Origin of the sequence: Pseudoalteromonas sp. P80D2 (assembly GCF_036680945.1) — a bacterium.
Taxonomy (GTDB): domain Bacteria; phylum Pseudomonadota; class Gammaproteobacteria; order Enterobacterales; family Alteromonadaceae; genus Pseudoalteromonas; species Pseudoalteromonas shioyasakiensis.
In genome coordinates this window covers 60940-77484 of the sequence record NZ_JAZDAR010000034.1, presented here as the reverse complement: position 1 = coordinate 77484, position 16545 = coordinate 60940, and the positions used below count along the sequence as shown (strand labels likewise).

Below are 16545 nucleotides of genomic sequence, written 5' to 3'. Positions count from 1 at the left end.
AGGAGATGGATAATGAGTGCTAATTATTTAGAGAAAACACAAATATTAGACTTAGATGATCACAGCATCCAATCTCTAATAGCAGATCGGAATTGGAATACAATGGATGAATACAACACAATAGGAGCTGCTTACACCTTTGTTAAAGATGAGATTCAGTTTGGTTACAACCGCAGCGATGATATATCTGCGAGTGAAGTTTTAGCGGATGGCTATGGACAGTGCAATACCAAGGGAAACTTGTTAATGGCTCTATTCCGAGCGCTTGGTATTCAGTGCCGATTTCATGGTTTCACGATTGACCAACAGCTTCAGAAAGGCGCTATTCCTTCTTATGTATTTTGGCTTGCCCCAAAATCCATTATCCATAGCTGGGTAGAAGTGCTCTATGAAGGTAAGTGGATCAATTTAGAAGGCTTCATTCTCGACGAAGCTTACCTAAGTTCAATTCAATCCAAATTCAGTCAAGCTAAAGATAATTTTTGTGGTTATGGAATAGCTACTACCTGCATAAGTAACCCAGAGACGAACTGGGTTGGTAAAGATACTTATATTCAAAAAGAAGGCATACACGACGACTTTGGCTTTTATGACTCACCCGATGAATTCTATGCTGAGCAGGGAACCAATCTAACGGGTATTAAACGTTGGGCGTACCAAAACTTTATCCGTCATATCATTAATTGGAATGTACAAAGGCTTAGAAGAAAAAATGTAACCGCCGAGGCTCAACATGCATAACCACTCTCACGGTCATGATCACCCTCACAATGATGAGGACGCTTCGAGACGCATTGGCTGGGCTTTTTTTCTAAACCTCACGTTTACCATCATCGAATTTATCGGAGGTTGGTTAACCAATAGTACGGCAATCATGGCAGATGCTATCCATGATTTAGGAGATAGCATCTCCATAGGCACCGCATGGGGATTAAATAAGCTCAGTAACAAGCCTGCCTCTAGCCAGTTTTCATATGGTTACAAGCGCTTTTCATTGCTTGGCGCATTGATTAACGGTTTGGTATTAACTGTTGGTTCTGTTTTTATACTAATTGAGGCCATACCAAGATTAGCTAACCCCGAAATGCCTCAAGTCGAAGGAATGCTTTTATTAGCTATTTTTGGCATGGTGGTAAACGGTTACGCTGCCTATAAGCTAAGTCATGGAAAGACCTTAAATGAACGAGTTTTAAACTGGCACTTGCTTGAAGACGTTTTAGGTTGGATAGCTATATTTATTGTATCAATCGTATTGATGTTTGTTGAATGGCCCATACTCGATCCTATTTTATCAATTGGGTTTACCCTTTTTATTTTATTTAATGTTGTAAGAACACTGAAAACGACACTTATGCTCTTCTTGCAAGCGACACCAGATATTGATCTTATTGAAAATATTAAATCGAAAATAGTTTCTAAAGCCATTGTGGGTGAAGTACATCACTTACACATCTGGTCACTTGATGGTGAACACAACGTTTTAACCGCCCATATTGTTTTAAACACTGAAATATCTAACGAAGAGCTGAAATCGTACAAGCTAGAGTTGCGACAGGAGCTTAAAGAGTTTGATTTTGCTCATACAACAATTGAAATAGAGTTCATAGACGAGCAATGTCGTGACGCAAGCTAAACGATAGTGTTAACATTGGCATAACTAAGAGATAGTTGAAACGAAATGAATATTAAACAATTCCCTGCATACATCATGATAGTGCTGATATTACTTCAGTCATTTTCTGCTGTGGCAAAAGTTGCTGATGTTCATATTGTTGATTCCGAGCATATAAAAACCGAGCATGTTCATGCTTTAGATGACCACATTTCTTCTGAAAAATTAATACAATCATCAGCAGATAATGACCAACACAACCCCGCTGATTGTCATCATTGCGGACACTGCAATGGCTCGCATGTACAGTTTGCTACGCATGTTTACATCAGTAGAGACATTGATTTCAAATCAAGTCAGGTATTTGATTATTTAAAAGTAGTCATTGAAGCTCCCCCTTCCAGATTACTTCGACCTCCCAAAAGTTAGTCCTTTTATTTAATTGGCGCGTTAGGCGGTGAAGCCAACGCTCGTTTCATAAAATAAACAGGACAAAATATGAATATGTCTTATTTTAAGGCCCCCGTACTTGCTTGGAAGAAAGTAAAACGGTTGCTTCTGTTGTCGTTTTTAGTGACAACTAATAATGTATTTGCAAATGACTTAACTGTTGATTCAGTTTCATTGTCAGAGGCAATACAACGAACACTTGCAAACAACCCACAGCTAACAGCTTTTAAATACAAACAAAAGCGTTTAGACGGCGAGTTAGCTACCGCAGGGTTAAAACCTGAATATAACGTCAGCGCTGAATTGGAAAACTTTGCAGGTACAGGTGATGTATCTGGATTCAGCGACGCTGAACTTACCTTATCAATATCTTCCGTGGTGGAATTGGGAGATAAGGTAAATAGCAGAAAGCTTTATGTTAATGCCCAACAGCAAGCAATAGCTGTTGAAAAAAGAATACAAACACTCGATATTTTGGGTGAAGTAGCAGCTCGCTATATCGATGTTTTGACGTTACAGCAAATCATGCTCGTCAATGAAAATGCAGAAAAGCTAGCACGAGAAACCTATCAAACTGTCTCCAAAAAAGTTCGTGTTGGTTCGGCACCGTCATCAGAGCAAAAACGAGCTGATGCAGCTTTAGCAACAGCTCGACTAAAGACGCTAACCATTTCCAAGCAGTTAGAGGCCAGTGTTCGTAAGTTAGCTATTATGTGGGGAGAACAATCACCGCAATTCTCTCGTGTATCAGGCGATTTATTTGCACTTCCCAAAACAATATCACTCGAATACATCATGGCTCAACTTTCTCAAAGTCCTCATATATTAGCTTATGCAGAGCAATCGAGAATTCAGCAAGCTCAATTACAATCAATCAACGCACAAAGCCACGCTAATATAACGTGGAGCGCAGGTGTGAAAAGACTTGAAGGTAGCAATGAGACTGCGTTGGTTGCAGGAATTAGCGTCCCTCTGTTTACGAGTGATAGAAATAGAGGCAGCTATCAATCTCAAAAAGCAAAACTCGATGAAGTTGAGCAGCAACGGAAAGCCAGTGAGCGAGCAATTTACAGCCAATTAGCGACATTTTATGCGGCTCAGGAAGAGGCTCGCCTTACGGTTGAAACCTTACAAACCAGTATTATTCCGCCTCAAGAAAGTGCTTTGTCATTAGTGCAAAAAGCCTATTCGGACGGGCGCTTTAGTTATTTAGAGCTAGTTTCAGTTCAAAAAGAGCTTATTGAGATGCAATATGCGCTTATTTTTGCCGCAAGTGAGGTTCACAAACAAAGCGCCTCCATTGAGTCCTTATCAGGCATTCCATTAATTTCTTCCGGCAATACAGAAAGCCAACTTTCAAGCTTTATTGAGAATTAATCATGAAAAAGAAAAATATATTAAATTCACCAATCAGCCTTTTCAAATTAATGCTTGTTGCTGTAATTGGTTTCACCTCCATCACGACCTCAGCCAGTGAAGAACACAAAGATGAAATAGTCTCTATGTCTGTTGAGATGGCTAAACAAAACAGCATTGAAACAGTAGCAGCAACTAGCGGTGTTATTCATAACGAAGAAGTTGTATATGGAAAAATCGTTGCCGATCCTGCCTCACTTGCGCACGTTAACGCTAGATTCGATGGTGTTATTAAGGAAGTAAAAGTCAATCTCGGCGAAGAGGTCAAAAAAGGTGAAACGTTGGTAGTGATTGAATCCAATGAGAGCTTAAATCAATATTCGATAAAAGCACCAATGTCTGGGCGTATAGTCGCTAGGCAAGCCAATATTGGCGAGCTTACAAATGGTGAAAACTTGCTGACAATAGCCAATTTTGACGTGGTTTGGGCACAACTATCAGTGTTTCCTACTCAGCTAAGTAAGGTTAACGCTAACCAGCAGGTGCTAATTCATAGCACTGAATTTAATCAAAGTGCGCAAATTAGCTATTTAACACCATCACTAAACGACAAGCCATACTCATTGGCATTTGTAAAATTGGATAACAAAACCAACAAGTGGCCGCTTGGCACTGTAATTAAAGGTGCGGTTACGACCAGTCAACACTCTGCTCCAGTTGTTGTGCCAAAAGGAGCCATTCAAGAGTTTGAAGGCAAAGATGTTGTTTTTATTAAAGAAGGCAATGAATACCACCCTAGCGCCGTAAAAACTGGCGCTTCAGACGCTATCAATATTGCTATCATCGACGGTTTGAACGTCGGCGAAAGTGTGGTTGTAAAGAACAGTTATCTGCTAGTTGCTGATCTAAAAAAATCGGAGGCTGGACATGAACACTAATCTCCGACCTTTTTGTCCTCTACATATTGGCTTCAGTATTATCGAGGTGAAAATATGATCGCTTGGATACTAGAATTATCTATCCGTAGACGTGGTACTATGTTGCTTATGGCCTTGTTTATCATCGCTTTAGGAATATGGAACTATCAGAAGCTACCTATTGACGCTGTGCCAGATATAACCAATGTACAGGTACAAATAAACACGCAGGCTCAAGGTTATTCACCTTTGGAAACAGAGCAACGGATTACGTTTATCGTCGAAACGGGCTTGGCGGGTTTACCTAAGCTGGATTATACCCGTTCACTTTCTCGATATGGCCTGTCGCAAGTGACTGTTGTGTTTGAAGAAGGCACAGATTTGTATTTTGCCAGAAACCTAATCAATGAGCGACTTAGCGCAATTAAGGAGCAACTACCGTTTGGCATTGAACCAGAAATGGGACCAATTGCTACGGGCCTCGGTGAAATATACATGTACAGTATAACTGCCGACGAAAGTGCAAAGCAGAATAATGGCTTACCCTATGATGCGATGGCGTTAAGGGAGATCCATGACTGGGTAGTGAAACCACAACTTGCATTGGTTAAAGGGATTACGGAAATCAATGCAATTGGTGGCTATAAAAAGCAATACCATATCAATCCCGATCCGTTAAGGATGTTGCACTTCGGTATTACCAGTGAAGCACTATCAAATGCAATAATGCGAAATAATGCAAATCAAGGGGCTGGATTCATCGAAAGAAGCGGACAGCAAATTCTTGTTCGTTCACAAGCTCAGTTGCAATCTATTCAAGACATCCAAAACGTCATTATAAAAAGCGACGACGGCACACTTGTAAAAGTTAAAGATGTCGCCGAAGTTGCGATAGGAAAAGAGCTAAGGACAGGAGCTGCATCACTGGAAGGCAAGGAAAGTGTGATTGGCACCGCAATGATGCTGGTAGGAGAAAATTCACGCTCGGTGGCATTGGCTGTTGGTGACAAGCTTAGTGAAATCCAAAACAGTTTACCTCAAGGCGTGTCCATAGTTCCCTTATATGACAGGACAACTCTGGTTGATAAAGCAATTAGCACCGTACAGAAAAATCTTATTGAAGGTGCATTACTGGTTATCTTCGTATTGTTCCTATTACTGGGTAACATACGCGCCGCTTTGATTACCGCCGCAGTAATTCCTTTGGCAATGTTGGCAACAATCACGGGCATGGTTCAAAGCAAAGTCTCTGCGAATTTAATGAGTCTGGGAGCCTTAGATTTTGGATTGATTGTCGATGGCGCGGTAATAATCGTTGAGAACTGCATTAGGCGGTTAGCAGAAAGCCAAAAACGAAATAGTTCTGTCATTTCCCTGAAAGAACGCCTAGACATTGTTTATTCTGCTACCAATGAGGTTATACGACCTAGTGTTTTTGGCGTATTGATCATAACGATTGTCTATTTACCTTTGTTTACCTTATCGGGTGTCGAGGGCAAAATGTTTCATCCGATGGCCGCAACGGTGATAATCGCTCTATTGTCTGCAATGGTATTTACCTTCACGCTAGTCCCCGCTGCGGTTGCTTTATTCTTGAAAGGCAAAATCAGCGAAAAAGAAAGTCCAGTAATTGTCGGCGCTAAGTCAGTTTATAGTCCTGTTTTGAAGTGGGCTTTAAAACTACGTTGGCTAGTTGTTTGCGGCGCTGCTTTACTTGTGACATTTAGCATATTACTTGGTAGTAAATTAGGATCTGAATTTGTTCCTCAACTTAATGAAGGTGACATTGCACTGCACGCGATGCGTATTCCGGGCACGGGTATTGACCAAGCTGTAGAAATGCAGAAGGTACTTGAACAACAAATTATGAAATATGATGAAGTTGTTACGGTGTTTTCAAAAACGGGCACAGCAGAAGTTGCGACAGACGCGATGCCGCCAAATGTGACTGATACTTTTCTGATATTAAAGCCGAGAGAGCAATGGCCCGACCCTAATTTAACGAAAGAGGATTTTGTTGAAAGGCTGGAAAAAGATCTCAGCTCTATTCCCGGCAATAATTATGAGTTTACTCAACCAATTCAGATGCGATTTAACGAATTAATTAGCGGAGTAAGAGCTGATTTAGGGATTAAGCTCTACGGTGATGATCTATCCCAACTTGTCATTTCTGCACAAGAAGTTTTGGCTACACTCAATACAATTTCAGGTGTTGCTGATGCGCGGCTCGAACAAGTTGATGACGTGCCTATCTTTACCGTTAACCCCAAGCCTGAAGCATTAGCGCTATACGGGTTGGATGCAAGCGACTTACAGTCTTGGTTAAAAACAGTCGTGTCAGGTGAAGGCGCAGGGTTAATATTCGAAGGTGATCGTCGATTTGAAATTGTAGTTAGATATCCTGAGCTGTTGAGAGCCAACCTTGATCAGCTAGGTAATTTGCCAATCGCGACAGAAAGTGGTGAGTTTGTACCTGTAAGCGAAGTTGCAGAGTTAAATTATACGACAGTTCCAAGTCAAATAAGCCGAGAAAATGGTAAGCGACGAATTGTAATTACAGCAAATGTTAGAAACCGAGATCTAGGCTCATTCGTACAAGAGGCACAGCAAAAAATTCAACAAAATGTTGAATTGCCTGCTGGTTATTGGCTTGAGTACGGCGGAACATTTGAGCAACTTGAGAGTGCAACGCAAAGATTATCCATCGTAGTACCTGCCACATTGTTTGTAATTTTGACACTGCTTGTCATAGCATTTAGTTCAATAAAAGATGCCCTGATCATATTTAGTGGTGTGCCTTTAGCACTTACAGGCGGCGTATTGGCTTTGTGGTTAAGAGACATGCCTCTTTCAATTTCTGCTGCTGTTGGATTTATCGCTCTTTCAGGGATAGCTGTATTAAATGGACTGGTGATGCTGTCATTCATTAAACAGCGATTACTTGAAACAGGAGAGCTAATAAACTCAATTATCGAAGGTGCAACTATCAGGCTTCGCCCTGTATTAATGACCGCTTTGGTTGCTAGCTTAGGTTTCATTCCTATGGCATTAAACGTCGGAACTGGGGCTGAAGTTCAGAGGCCATTAGCAACGGTGGTAATTGGAGGGATTATTTCCTCTACTTTACTTACTTTAGTTGTTTTGCCTGTTCTATATAGAATTGTTTACAGTAAATACAAATCTTAACTTTAATTTAGAGGCTTCTCGTAATGTTTTCGAGAAGCCTTTTGTTAAGTTACTTTTGCTCGTTCAGGTGTGTAAAAAGACCTATTTAAAACTAAATTACTTTTAAGACGCCGCGATACATTTGTATCTGACAATGAAACTCATGCTCTCCCTGTGACAAGTTTAATAAGGTAATTTGAGTAATTTCATTTAACTTAAGCTGTTCGCTTATATCCAATGAAGGAATAAGCATTATTTCAGCGCAGGGGGATTGCTCTTTATGACCGTTATGAACGCACGTCATTATTGCTAATTGCGCAGATTATGAATGAAACTGGTAAACGGATTATCATTTTTTGTACTGACAGAACCATTAATAATCTTTGAACAATCGCCCCGTTTGTGAGTACTTTCAATGTCCTCAAGAATAGACTTTAATGATCGGCCTAGCCGATCAAGGCGAGTAACTATTACCTCATCACCCTACCTGATGAAATCGATTAGCTTCTTTAACTTTTTTCATTTCTAACCGAAGTACCAGACACATTGCCTTATAATATTTTTTTACAACCATAATAGCCCAACTGAACAGTTGAGCATTCAAATCTTGTTCTCTAGTAGATACTCTTGCAAAACCACTTTCATGTGTAGGAAACTTTTAGCTTTCGGACATGAACGAGATAAAAGATCAATATTCGTTCATTTAAAAAGTGAAATAAATGACAACTCTAACTATCAAGATTAATTCTTCCACATGCTTTAACTGTGTCTTCACTTGTACACGAGCTTACATTTGTTGAAGCTCAGCTTGTAGTACTTTGAGTTCCCACATTAGATTGTTAACTAAAGCCAATTCCGCCTGTGTCTATCACAAGTTCAAAACTCAAACTCTAAATATAAGCTGATTTGATCTCCTTCAAAGAAGATTTTTTGCCCATAAACTCTTACACCGAAATGTGTAGATTAGTACTGATTCACAATAATTGCGCTGAAATTGAGTCAATCGTATTACAAATACTCTTATTGATACTGGCTCATTACTTGCAATTTTTCGAGAACATGACCACATGTAGAGAATAATAGGCTAACAGTGGGAAATATTTACACTATCAATGTAAGGATTACTTATGAAATACTCAAGATTTGCTGCAATGATCATCACCTCAACCATTGCTATGTTTGTCATGATGTATCTCAACACTTACGCAGTATCACATATATGGTTTAGTGAAACGCGTATCTATATGGCGTTGTATATGGGAGCAGGTATGGCAATGATCATGCTGGCCTTTATGCTTGGCATGTACAGTAACAAGAAGCTCAACATGGCTATTTTTCTATTGGCGACAATACTGTTCGCCATATGTCTTTATCTTGTTCGCTCTCAAAGCACAATTTCTGACACTGCCTACATGAAAGCGATGATTCCTCATCACTCCATTGCTATTCTTACTAGTGAGCATTCAACTTTGGAGGATGTACGCGTGCGTGAATTGGCAAATGGTATTATTAAAGCCCAACGAAAAGAAATAAAAGAAATGGAATGGCTGATTAAGGATATTTCTGAAAATGGAAAGGTCAGCTCACAAGCTCAGGCTGAGCAACGACCGCTCCCAAAGTTTGAAGGCACACTGAACAAAGGAGACTAAGATGACTAAGACAGCTACCCTGTACAGAATGGTCACTGACGAACATATCTGCCCCTATGGTTTAAGGTCGAAAGATTTGCTGGAGAGGCAAGGGTATGATGTAGAAGATCATAAGCTCACGTCAAGACAACAAGCTGATGACTTCAAAGATAAGCATGATGTCAAAACTACGCCACAAACCTTTATTGAAGGAAAGCGTGTCGGAGGATACGATGACTTAAGAGAGTATTTTGGTAAAGATGAAGCAGGTCAAACTGGCACAACCTACACGCCAGTTGTAGCCATTTTCTCGATAGCTGCACTTCTTGCTGTCGCATCTCAACATTTTGCTTCCGGCTCATTTATCTCCATCAGAACACTGATGCTATTTATAGCTTTTTCAATGACGCTCTTAGCGGTGCAAAAACTGAAAGACCTATACAGTTTCACAAATTCGTTTATTACTTATGATTTACTAGCGATGAGATGGATAAGATATGGTTATATTTATCCCTTCATTGAAGCATATGCAGGTATTGGTATGGTTGCCCAACTACAGCCTCTCGCAGTGGCACCATTTTCATTGTTTATCGGCACAGTTGGAGCAATTTCAGTTTTCAAAGCCGTTTACATTGACAAACGCCAGTTAAAGTGTGCCTGTGTAGGCGGCGATAGTAGTGTGCCACTTGGATTTGTATCGCTATCTGAAAACTTATTTATGATCGCGGGAGCATTGATTATGCTGCTGATGTAAAGGTATAGCTCTATTCGGCGGCTCCTTAACTGTTAAGATTAGACCTAGGATGCCAGCCCACACCTTTCTAATCCATATGTAACATTTTTTCTGTCGTACTGGCATCAAGATAACCAGAACTGAGCAAACAATCTCAAAGGTTGTACAAAATAACACTAAAGCTTTTTCATTAAGTTTTATTGTTATGCTCTTGTGGTGGCTTTCGCCACCACTTTATTAGTTTTCAAGTTCCACCATATCTTTCGCTGCAATGTCACCAGACACTAGCTTTACAGTTGCGAAATGATCATTCACAATTTTAGTAATTTGTACCGTTCCTACCTTTTCGATAGTGTAGGGATCGTCACCTTCACTCAATACTATTCTTTCATGGAATCTAATAACACTGTATTTTTGCCCAACCTCTGCGCCATGCTTAGCACCAATACAGATTAGAGTTCGATTATCAGAACTTTCTACTACCTGACCTCTCATCATGTATTTATGATAAAAAGTGGTATTAGAACAACCCACTAAATATAAACCGAATGTAAGCAATAAAAGAGCTTTTATATAGGGTGTTTTCATCACTGTTACCTCATTTGACTAACTAATTATCTATACACTTTTTTATGAATTCATTTGTTTTTCCGGCCAGCCCCCGAAGGTGCTTGATGACAACTCCAAGGCTTATGAACAGAGTTATCTTTGATGTTCTGATCAACAAATTTATAGTAACTTTCTTTAGTATGTGTCCACCAATCATCATGAACATCTGCGCCATACTTACGGATTACCTCCTCAATCCCATCAAGGCTTACGTTTGCGGCATCATAGGCAAGGTGTATTTCACCTTCTTTGATGTTGTAACTAACTTCATCTATACCAAAAAGCTGATCTATTTCTTTTACTAACTCGTCACAGCTTTCTTCTGTGACATTGCTAAGCTTTAGATTTCGAACAACTAAATTCTGCTCTCTAACGCCAACTCTATGATCTAAATCGCTCATAATTTTTCTCCTAATGTTTGTGTGAATGCTGTTGATTGCTATCTTTAATTTCTTCCATTTTCCGGTTCATCTGCGGCATCATGTTTTCCATCATTTCCAGATGATGTTCAGCCATTGCAATTTGTTTATGTATAGGTTTGTCTTCCATATCTCGATGCATGATCTGCATAATTTTCATCATTGAACGTCTATGTTTATGCATCATTCTTTTTTGCTTTTCAGGATCTTGTTCAGATTTAATTGCTAAAACTTCTTTTTTCATTTCCATCATCTTTTTATGCATTTTTTCCATATTTTCATGCGACATTGCCATGCCTTGATGCATATCAGAATTATTCGCACCTTCATGTTTATGCTCATTGTTTTGAGCAAATAAACTTGTGGCCGCCAATAGTGAGCTGACAAATAAAATTGATTTACCTAACGTTTTCATGATTTTTACCTTCTATGTTTTTATTAAAATTTGGAATCCAACTTGGTGTCGATTCCATATATCTGTGGTACTCCGAACCAAACTCGGCAATCGCTTGTGCTTCTTCGCGTTTCGCTAGCTTGACGTAAACAACGACTAAGATTGGAAACATCGCAAGTGTTGGGATGGTCGGCCACTGCAATAAAAAGCCGAACATGATTAGAATGAATGCTACATACTGTGGATGACGACACCTTGCATACCATCCTGTGGTCGCTAATTGATGATTTTTTTGCGCGTGATGTAATACATTCCATGCTGAAGACAACATAAAGAAGCCAGCAACAATAAATACCATACTCGCTATATGAAATGGGTCCCAATGGGCATCACCTTCAAAACCAAAGAAAGTATGCAATAAGTGCCCATTTTCATGCGCAAAGAAGTTAACTTCTGGATAGGTCTCCGTCAGCCATCCCGATAGAAAATAGATAGTTAAAGGAAAGCCATACATTTCAGTAAATAGGGCAACAATAAAGGCGGAGAACGCTCCAAGGCTTCGCCAATCAGTAGATGTTTTTGGTTTGACAAAACTAAAGGCAAAAAAGATAAAAATTGCTGAGTTCAGTATCACCATTGACCATAAGCCATAATCATATGTCTCATTCATCACTGTTCTCCTTTTTATGTGATTCCTTACGTCCTTCTTCTAAACCTTGTATGTAGCCGTCACGATAGGCAGCATTTTTATCCGTGAGTTCTTGAAAGCTCTCTTCCTTTTTCTCATCAGGCGCATGTGAATGATCGTGGCCATGTTTGCCATGACTGCCATGCATAAATACGTGCATCAACGGGCATAGCAATAAAATCAAATAAGGAAGAAATTGCAGTACATGCTGTCCATGTTCAAAGATTAAAAAATAGGTGGCTGCCGCAATAAGCACCAATGCAGCCCAACCCGTGGGTGTTGACCAAAATTTAGGGTGCTCATTTTTCATATTGGCCTCCTATTGACCTTAAATCTTCCGCTGAAGCTTCAGACTTAGAATTTATCCAGAAGAGATTATCCACAGGGGAGATACTAACTAGTCCTTCTCCTTCAACGTTGGTATACGCTGCATCAAGCAAAACTTTAGCAACATGTTCTGCATCATCAAAAGCAACATAAATTGTCATAACTATATGTGCTGATAAGTGATTTCTGTTGTAAGTATCAGCATATGCACCTCTGCCCGTTGCTTTATGAATGGTAAAGCCTTTATAGCCATGTGAAAGTAGTGCCTCTTCTACTCGTGTTAACACCATTTCATCGAAAATGGCGGTCACTTTTTTCATGTTCATAAACCCTCCTAAACAACCTTTAAGACACCGCGATACATTTGCATCTGACAATGAAACTCATGCTCTCCCGGTGATAAGTTCAATAAAGTAATTTGAGTAATTTCATTTAATTTAAGCTGCTCGCTTACCTCCAATGATGGAATAAGCATTGTTTCAGCGCAGGGTGATTGATCTTTGCGCATAAACTTCAGAGTGACAGGTTGACTAGCAGACACTTGGATTGAGGATGGTGAATACACGCCATCCCTCACTTCAATGAGTACTTCATTACCTTGAACAATTGTTTTATTGGGTTTGAATAGCCAAAACCACCAAACAATCAGTGCGATTAACACTAAGCCTAATAAGTTAATTAACATCATCGTGTTTCTCCTTAATTCTCTTTTGCTTTAAACAAGCGAAGTCGATTTGCATTTGACACTACAGTCAATGACGAAAACGCCATTGCAGCACCTGCAATTACAGGGCTAAGCAGAATGCCAAAGAAGGGATATAGAATCCCCGCAGCAAAAGGAATCCCGGCTACGTTATAGACAAACGCGCCAAACAAGTTTTGTTTTATATTTCGTAAAGTAGCTTTGCTTACCGCTATGGCATCAGCTAGGCCATGAAGTGAACCACGCATTAGGGTAATGTCAGCACTTTCGATAGCTACATCAGTCCCTGTGCCTATTGCGAAGCCAACATCGGCTAACGCTAGCGCAGGAGCATCGTTGATGCCATCTCCTGTCATACCAACAATTTCGCCGCCTTCTTGTAGCTCTTTCACCTTGTTGGCTTTATCTTCTGGCAGCACTTCAGCAAGAAACTCACTAATACCCGCTTTTTTGGCAACAGCAGCAGCGGTTTCCTTGTTATCACCCGTTAACATGATGACGCGTATACCATTAGCCTGAAGTCGTTTGATAGCAGAGATTGAGTCTGACTTAATAGGATCTGCAACAGCAATGATTGCTGCAAGTTCACCATCTACAGCAAAGTACATAGGTGTTTTGGCTTCTTTGGCTAAAGACTGCGCTTGTTCAACAAAGCCTGTGAGGTCTATGCCTTTTAACTTCATTAGTTTATCGTTTCCGAAAAGCAGGGCATTATTGTTGCAGTTTGCTTCTACACCAAAACCCGTAATGGCGTTAAACGCTTCAATTTTTAGTAACTCAATATCCTTATCTAACGCACTTTCAACAATCGCTTGCGCTAAAGGGTGCTCTGAGCCGCTCTCTAAACTTGCAGCAAGCTGTAGTACGTCTTTTTCGTCCGTAGCTTTTGCTAAAACAATATCGGTTACCTTAGGTGCCCCTTCAGTAATAGTGCCCGTTTTATCTAAAATCATGGCAGTGATTTTAGAGGCGGTTTGCAGTGCTTCACCGTTTCGAATAAGCACGCCTGCTTCTGCGGCCTTTCCTACTCCGACCATGACAGACATGGGCGTTGCCAAGCCCAAAGCACATGGGCAGGCAATAATGAGTACAGTAGTTGCTGATACGATGGCAAAAGCAATTGCTGGCTCAGGTCCAAAGTTAAGCCATGCTAGCGCACTTAACACAGAGATGATCATGACAACAGGAACGAAAAAAGCTGAAATAACATCAGCCAAGCGGCCAATCGGCGGTTTAGAATTTTGTGCTCGTTTCACCATATTGATGATTTGCGCAAGCGCCGTGTCTTTTCCAACACGTGTGGCTTTAAACATAATCATGCCTGATTTGTTCAAAGTACCAGCGACAACCTCATCTTCTTCGGCTTTTTCAACAGGCATAGGCTCGCCTGTCAGCATGGACTCATCAATAGAGGTGTGCCCTTCCAATACCACACCATCGACGGGAATTTTTTCGCCCGGTTTTACCTTTACAATATCGTTAAGTAAAACCTGCTCAATACCAATCTGAACTTCTTTGCTATCACGAACTACGGTTGCCGTTTTGGCCTGCAAGCCGATAAGACGCTTAATGGCCTCAGAGGTTTTACCTCTGGCTTTTATTTCTAATGCCAGACCTAAATCAATTAAGCCAATGATCATGGCGGTAGCTTCAAAATAAACATGCCGTGCCATTAATGGAACGGCGTCAGGTGCAAACACGACAACCATCGAATACACCCAAGCTGTACCTGTTCCTAAAGCTATTAAAGTGTCCATATTAGCGGAGTGGTTTTTAAAGCTTTTCCAAGCGCCAACATAAAAATGCTTACCTGAAAAATACATAACACCAAAAGTTAAAATGCCTACAACCAGCCAAGACATGCGTTCAAGGTTTGTTTCAACCGTCATTTCTCCAACCACAATGCTGTAGATCATCAAAGGAACACCGAGTGAAAGGGCAATAAACGTATCGCGCATTAGTTTTTTATAATATGCCCAATCAGCCGCTTCTTTCTCGTCAAGCGCATCTGCTGCCGAGCTATCATCAATTGGCTTCGCGTTATACCCCACAGACTCAACAGCTTTGATCAATTCTTCTGTCTTAGCTGTCCCAGAAACTGTTACAGTCCTATCAGCAAAATTCATTTCCGCACTGACTACACCAAGAGTTGCCTTTAACGCCCCTTCAATTTTGCCTACACAGCTAGCACACCCAGCTCCTTCAATGATGAGCTGTTGGTTATGTGATACTTTCTCCAACGTATTCTCCTTACTTTTACACGAAGAGGATTGAGCTTTTGCCTGACAGCAACAGCCTGATTCGGTTTCTATATTTGTATTAGTAGTCACCATTTTTCCTCCTATGCCTTTTTAATTTGCTCAAAGTTTTCGATGAGATGACAAACCATGTTTGCAGTCGGCGCTTTGTCTTCCATTTCTTCCCATTGAGAAAGAGCTGAAGACATTTTTCCTCGAAGTGCCAACATTGCTTGAAACTGTTTTTCTGTTTCTTCAAGCCTCTCTTTGATCAGGCTTCTGACTAATGGGCACGCACTTTTACCATCTTCAGATTCATTAAGAATTTGCTTGATATCAGCAACGGAAAAACCAAGGTTTCTGGCACTTAAAATGAATTTAAGTCTCGATACTTCTTTATTCGAGTATGACTTGTAGCCGTTCACTGACTTAGCAGGTTTTAACAATCCTAATCTGGTGTAATAGCGCACCGTATCAGCAGTCGTTCCAAGGCTTTTTGCCAGCTCCGCAACTTTCATATTCACTCCTCAGTTTTTAGATAAGTTTGTACTCTCATCTTCAGCTTAGACCTGTGTCTAAGACACAGGTCAAGTACTAATTCTAGTGAATAAGCTAAAAACTAATTTTTTGGTAAAAGAGAAATCTCGGCCAAAATCGACAGCATTAAGTACTGTAAATGGCAATAGTTTGAGAATTTTCATAGTGCCTTCAAAATATCGTACTAATCGTTCAAAACAGTTGGTTATTTAAACCAATGAATAAATCGTTCTATTTTTGATGGGAGTGGCGAAAAAAAGGCGCACTGATCCCGTGATTAGCCAATAATTGGTGGACGATAAAGTAAGAGATGGATACCAGATTTTGGTAGAGGTGTACGCTGTAGAAATAGCTCAGAGTAAATATTGCAAATACCTTCCTCTTGCGCTTGCACAAGATAGGCATTTAAATGAAAGCTTGAACAAAATCCCCCCTCACAACAAACACAATCACTAGCTTTGCATTTTTCACATACTTCATCACCATGACGGTTTTTAGAATCTTGCGAATTTTCAGTGTGATAGTGACTATTGTCATTCATTGATTGATGATGCATATTTTTGCTTGGTTGTATAATATGCGTGTCGGAAGATCCATTTTGATGTTCTTCACAATTCATTGGTTTAGCAATAGCAAAGCCATGCTGCGTAAGCAACAGAGTAATTACCACTATTTTAAACCACTTGAAAAGTCCAAACATTTTAATTCCTTATTTATCACCTACAATATTAGCCACTTTATAAAAATAATTTTATGATCTTGATCAACCT

The 16545-nt window shown here is 40.1% G+C and carries 20 protein-coding genes; 8 read left to right on the top strand and 12 right to left on the bottom strand.

Annotation, left to right across the window (positions count from 1 at the left end; genetic code table 11):
* Window positions 1–12: 12 nt before the first annotated feature.
* From VRK28_RS09285 to VRK28_RS09260, 6 genes are all read left to right on the top strand, one after another.
* Window positions 13–741: a transglutaminase-like domain-containing protein gene (locus VRK28_RS09285; RefSeq protein ID WP_016708231.1), complete on the top strand. Its 729-nt coding sequence runs from the start codon at window positions 13–15 to the stop codon at window positions 739–741.
* Window positions 734–1633: a cation diffusion facilitator family transporter gene (locus VRK28_RS09280; RefSeq protein WP_016708232.1), complete on the top strand. Its 900-nt coding sequence runs from the start codon at window positions 734–736 to the stop codon at window positions 1631–1633. Before VRK28_RS09285 ends, VRK28_RS09280 begins: the two co-directional genes overlap by 8 nt.
* A 45-nt stretch (window positions 1634–1678) precedes the next feature.
* The gene (locus VRK28_RS09275; protein ID WP_016708233.1) at window positions 1679–2041 is read left to right on the top strand and encodes a hypothetical protein; all 363 of its coding nucleotides are present in this window, start codon (window positions 1679–1681) and stop codon (window positions 2039–2041) included.
* A 69-nt stretch (window positions 2042–2110) separates the two neighbouring features.
* Window positions 2111–3439, top strand: a complete 1329-nt coding sequence (locus VRK28_RS09270) for a TolC family protein (RefSeq protein WP_029216105.1) — start codon at window positions 2111–2113, stop codon at window positions 3437–3439.
* A gap of 2 nt (window positions 3440–3441) precedes the next feature.
* Window positions 3442–4356 carry an efflux RND transporter periplasmic adaptor subunit gene (locus VRK28_RS09265; RefSeq protein WP_016708235.1) on the top strand — a complete coding sequence of 305 codons (915 nt, stop codon included), beginning with the start codon at window positions 3442–3444 and terminating at the stop codon, window positions 4354–4356.
* 54 nt (window positions 4357–4410) lie between these two features.
* Window positions 4411–7521, top strand: coding sequence for an efflux RND transporter permease subunit (locus VRK28_RS09260; protein WP_016708236.1), 3111 nt, complete (start codon window positions 4411–4413; stop codon window positions 7519–7521).
* Between the two features lie 91 nt (window positions 7522–7612).
* Here VRK28_RS09260 and VRK28_RS09255 read toward each other — a convergent pair whose 3' ends face one another.
* Together VRK28_RS09255 and VRK28_RS15925 are read right to left on the bottom strand one after the other, a co-directional pair.
* A complete protein-coding gene (locus VRK28_RS09255; protein ID WP_229677580.1) occupies window positions 7613–7753 on the bottom strand; it encodes a cupredoxin domain-containing protein in 141 nt (46 codons plus the stop codon).
* Between the two features lie 56 nt (window positions 7754–7809).
* Window positions 7810–7929: a hypothetical protein gene (locus tag VRK28_RS15925; RefSeq protein WP_353683143.1), complete on the bottom strand. Its 120-nt coding sequence runs from the start codon at window positions 7927–7929 to the stop codon at window positions 7810–7812.
* A gap of 698 nt (window positions 7930–8627) precedes the next feature.
* On the opposite strand from VRK28_RS15925, the gene VRK28_RS09250 reads away from it, so the two are divergent.
* On the top strand, window positions 8628–9149 hold the full coding sequence (locus tag VRK28_RS09250) for a DUF305 domain-containing protein (RefSeq protein ID WP_008109672.1): 522 nt from the start codon (window positions 8628–8630) through the stop codon (window positions 9147–9149).
* A gap of 1 nt (window position 9150) precedes the next feature.
* Entirely contained in the window at window positions 9151–9882 is a 732-nt protein-coding gene (locus tag VRK28_RS09245) for a MauE/DoxX family redox-associated membrane protein (protein ID WP_016708238.1), read from the top strand.
* Window positions 9883–10098: 216 nt separating this feature from the next.
* Here the strand turns inward: VRK28_RS09245 and VRK28_RS09240 are convergent, their stop codons facing one another.
* The 10 genes from VRK28_RS09240 to VRK28_RS09195 all read right to left on the bottom strand — a co-directional run bounded on the left by VRK28_RS09240 (window position 10099) and on the right by VRK28_RS09195 (window position 16475).
* Window positions 10099–10449 (bottom strand): hypothetical protein, encoded by a 351-nt coding sequence (locus tag VRK28_RS09240; RefSeq protein ID WP_062566151.1) that lies wholly within the window; start codon window positions 10447–10449, stop codon window positions 10099–10101.
* A 50-nt stretch (window positions 10450–10499) separates the two neighbouring features.
* On the bottom strand, window positions 10500–10871 hold the full coding sequence (locus VRK28_RS09235; RefSeq protein ID WP_019677951.1) for a hypothetical protein: 372 nt from the start codon (window positions 10869–10871) through the stop codon (window positions 10500–10502).
* Between the two features lie 10 nt (window positions 10872–10881).
* Window positions 10882–11304, bottom strand: coding sequence for a hypothetical protein (locus tag VRK28_RS09230; protein ID WP_130244331.1), 423 nt, complete (start codon window positions 11302–11304; stop codon window positions 10882–10884).
* Window positions 11288–11953 carry a methyltransferase family protein gene (locus tag VRK28_RS09225; RefSeq protein ID WP_130244332.1) on the bottom strand — a complete coding sequence of 222 codons (666 nt, stop codon included), beginning with the start codon at window positions 11951–11953 and terminating at the stop codon, window positions 11288–11290. Before VRK28_RS09225 ends, VRK28_RS09230 begins: the two co-directional genes overlap by 17 nt.
* Window positions 11946–12281 carry a DUF2933 domain-containing protein gene (locus tag VRK28_RS09220; protein WP_063529849.1) on the bottom strand — a complete coding sequence of 112 codons (336 nt, stop codon included), beginning with the start codon at window positions 12279–12281 and terminating at the stop codon, window positions 11946–11948. Before VRK28_RS09220 ends, VRK28_RS09225 begins: the two co-directional genes overlap by 8 nt.
* The gene (locus tag VRK28_RS09215; RefSeq protein ID WP_332393812.1) at window positions 12271–12624 is read right to left on the bottom strand and encodes a P-II family nitrogen regulator; all 354 of its coding nucleotides are present in this window, start codon (window positions 12622–12624) and stop codon (window positions 12271–12273) included. Before VRK28_RS09215 ends, VRK28_RS09220 begins: the two co-directional genes overlap by 11 nt.
* 8 nt (window positions 12625–12632) lie before the next feature.
* Window positions 12633–12986 carry a cupredoxin domain-containing protein gene (locus VRK28_RS09210; RefSeq protein ID WP_239977758.1) on the bottom strand — a complete coding sequence of 118 codons (354 nt, stop codon included), beginning with the start codon at window positions 12984–12986 and terminating at the stop codon, window positions 12633–12635.
* Between the two features lie 11 nt (window positions 12987–12997).
* Window positions 12998–15241 (bottom strand): heavy metal translocating P-type ATPase, encoded by a 2244-nt coding sequence (locus tag VRK28_RS09205; protein WP_332393811.1) that lies wholly within the window; start codon window positions 15239–15241, stop codon window positions 12998–13000.
* Between the two features lie 101 nt (window positions 15242–15342).
* Entirely contained in the window at window positions 15343–15756 is a 414-nt protein-coding gene (locus VRK28_RS09200; RefSeq protein WP_332393810.1) for a MerR family transcriptional regulator, read from the bottom strand.
* 296 nt (window positions 15757–16052) lie between these two features.
* Window positions 16053–16475 carry a hypothetical protein gene (locus tag VRK28_RS09195; protein WP_332393809.1) on the bottom strand — a complete coding sequence of 141 codons (423 nt, stop codon included), beginning with the start codon at window positions 16473–16475 and terminating at the stop codon, window positions 16053–16055.
* Window positions 16476–16545 lie beyond the last annotated feature (70 nt).